The sequence below is a fragment of the Lentilactobacillus sp. genome, assembly GCF_040773105.1.
GTDB lineage: Bacteria > Bacillota > Bacilli > Lactobacillales > Lactobacillaceae > Lentilactobacillus > Lentilactobacillus parabuchneri.
On record NZ_JAXGWW010000279.1, the window covers coordinates 1 to 2,526 of the forward strand.

A 2,526-nucleotide genomic window follows, 5' to 3' on the forward strand; every position below is an offset into this window, starting at 1 on the left:
ACTAGGATAAATACCATAATATCGACGGCTTCAATCGTCCCTTTCACCATACTGGTAGAAACCGCAGCGATACTTGCGGGCCGTTGCTTTAGTCTCTGATACGTATTTGGAATTGATACCGGCGCGGTCATGCCGCCATCTGTAAATTGTTTAATATTAATATTAACGCCCAACTTATCCAGTTCCTTTTGGGTACTTGGAACAGTTGTCACTTTACCGTGTGGATCAGTCACCTGTAAGGATGAGTTGGTATACGATAGCTTTGAATAACTGCCGGCAGGCACCATCCATGTGGCAGCCACAGCGACGATCGTCAGGATAAATAAGATGACGAATGCGCCGGGCATCTTGAGCTTAAAACGCTTCTTTGGCTTTTCAACTTGTGCGTCCATAATTTTCCCCCTTAAATGATTGCATCAAAAAATAGATCAGCTTTTCACTGGTCCTGCCTAGTTATGTTAATGATTAATCAACAATCCCCCACCACGAAGATTAATTTGATTACTGAATAGCTCAACAAATAATAGTGTAACGGATATGAAAGCGTTTGACAACACTGCATGTTTCGACAAATTTTTCAAATTAAATTTAACTGAATTATAAAAAAGTTCCTGATTTTTGAGTTGAAATCAGGAACTACAGTATCTTCTCAAGTGACTCACCTTTGACACTGTGGACGTTATCAACCACCACAAAGGCATCCGGATCGACTGTGGAAACCAGTGGAACAATTTGAGCCACCTGCTTATCAGTACAAATAATGTAAATCATCGGTCGCTTTTCTTGGTGATAATAGCCTTTCGCGCTAATCAATGTGATTCCTTGATGAAGCATCGCTGACAGTTCAGCCGTAATTTCAGCTGTCTGATTTGAAATAATCGTTACGGCTTTTCGAGCACCAAATCTTGACAGTAGGCCATTCAATACCACGGCTGAGACATAAAGCTCGATGATTGTCAGTATCATATTTTGAAGACCAATAATCAACACGGACGGAACCGCAACACACAAGTCAAACATCAACATCGCCGTTCCGTTTTTCATTCCAAAATAGCGATTCATGATCTTTGCCAAAATGGTACTTCCGGCAACCGTTCCTTCACCCCGAAAAATCAACCACATTGCAATTCCCATCAATACCCCGCCAGCAATTGCCGGAATAATGGTTTGAGTCGTATGATAGTTCAAAAATGACGGCAGTTTCAAAAATACCGATATCCAGATAACCGCCCAGATTGAGTAACCGACCGTTTTCTTATCCAAGAATCGAAACCCAATCAGCATTAAGATTCCGTTTAACACAAAATTCGTCAGGAAAGGCGGAATGTTCAGCGCATAATAGCCAATTGTCGTCAAACCCGTTACGCCGCCTTCACCAATCTGATGAGGAATCAGGAAGTCTGTGATTGCCACAGCGTATATGAAGGCCCCCAACATGATTTGAAGACCGTTACGGACGATTATTTTATGCATGAAATCACCTCTTTTAAATGTTCAACGCTAACCACAAACCGGAAACCATCGAAAAAATCGATAACCAAGTTTGTCAGTCATAAACTAATTCCTATGAGAACCTCATTTCAGTATAAAGGAATTAATGAAAACTTTCAGTACATTTTCAAAAGCGGCTACAAAATCCCAAAGTTCAAATTCTTGTAAGCCTCTTCATTCCTTGGTAACATCAACTAAACAGGATAAATATGATGCAAAACTGTGCTTTGAAAGGGGATTAACAACATGAAATATGCAGTCACAGGTGCAACCGGTAAGTTTGGTCAAACGGTTGTCAAAGTTTTAGCCGAAAACATTGATAATCGAGACATTATCGCATTAGCGCGAGACACCGAAAAGGCCGAAAAATTGCTGCCGGGTATTGAGGCTCGACCCGGGTCTTATGACGCTGAAGAAACCTTAGAAAAATCGCTTAAAGGCGTCGACAAACTGCTTTTAATTTCGTCTATCCCAGGGCAAGCCGTCAGCCGAATCCAACAGCATCAAAATGTAATTAACGCAGCTAAAAAAGCCGGCGTTCGCTTCATTGCCTACACGAGCTTCCCTCATGCGGACAGCGCCAAATCACCTTTAGCAGTTGATCATAAAAATACTGAACAGGCAATCCGCCAATCAGGAATCGGTTACTCATTCCTGCGAAACAATTGGTATTTGGAAAACGAGCGTCAACAAATTCCTGCCGCTGTTAACAACCGACCATTTGTTTATTCGGCAGCCGATGGGAAAGTTGGCTGGGCATTGGAACGTGAATACGCTGAAGCAGCCGCAAAAGTCTTACTCACGGACGATCCCAAAACCGTCTACGAGTTCTGTGGCCCTCAACGAAGTTACGATGACCTGGCAAGAGCGTTAAGGGTCGTCACCGATAACGACTTTGAAATCATGTCACTTTCGGACGAAGAATATCAAAAACGCCTGATTGCCACTGGTCATAGTCCTCAAGCAGCTGCCGGAATCGTCAGTATGCAACGTTTGATTCGAAATGGCGACCTGGAAGAAATCTCAAATGACTTA

At 42.6% G+C, this 2,526-nt stretch carries 2 protein-coding genes and 1 pseudogene; 1 reads left to right on the forward strand and 2 read right to left on the reverse strand.

Annotated elements, in window-relative coordinates; translation table 11 throughout:
* Together AB3112_RS10670 and AB3112_RS10675 are read right to left on the reverse strand one after the other, a co-directional pair.
* Nucleotides 1–392, reverse strand: a pseudogene (locus tag AB3112_RS10670) (YfcC family protein); the annotation flags it as partial.
* A gap of 244 nt (nucleotides 393–636) precedes the next feature.
* Nucleotides 637–1,473: a YitT family protein gene (locus AB3112_RS10675; RefSeq protein WP_367334473.1), complete on the reverse strand. Its 837-nt coding sequence runs from the start codon at nucleotides 1,471–1,473 to the stop codon at nucleotides 637–639.
* A gap of 264 nt (nucleotides 1,474–1,737) precedes the next feature.
* Here AB3112_RS10675 and AB3112_RS10680 point away from each other — a divergent pair.
* Nucleotides 1,738–2,526 (forward strand): SDR family oxidoreductase (locus AB3112_RS10680; protein WP_367334474.1); only part of this gene is annotated, 789 nt, incomplete at its 3' end.

Excerpts from the sequence above, each read along its gene's own strand:
- AB3112_RS10675 (WP_367334473.1), bottom strand. The coding sequence starts at position 1,473 with ATGCATAAAATAATCGTCCGTAACGGTCTTCAAATCATGTTGGGGGCC.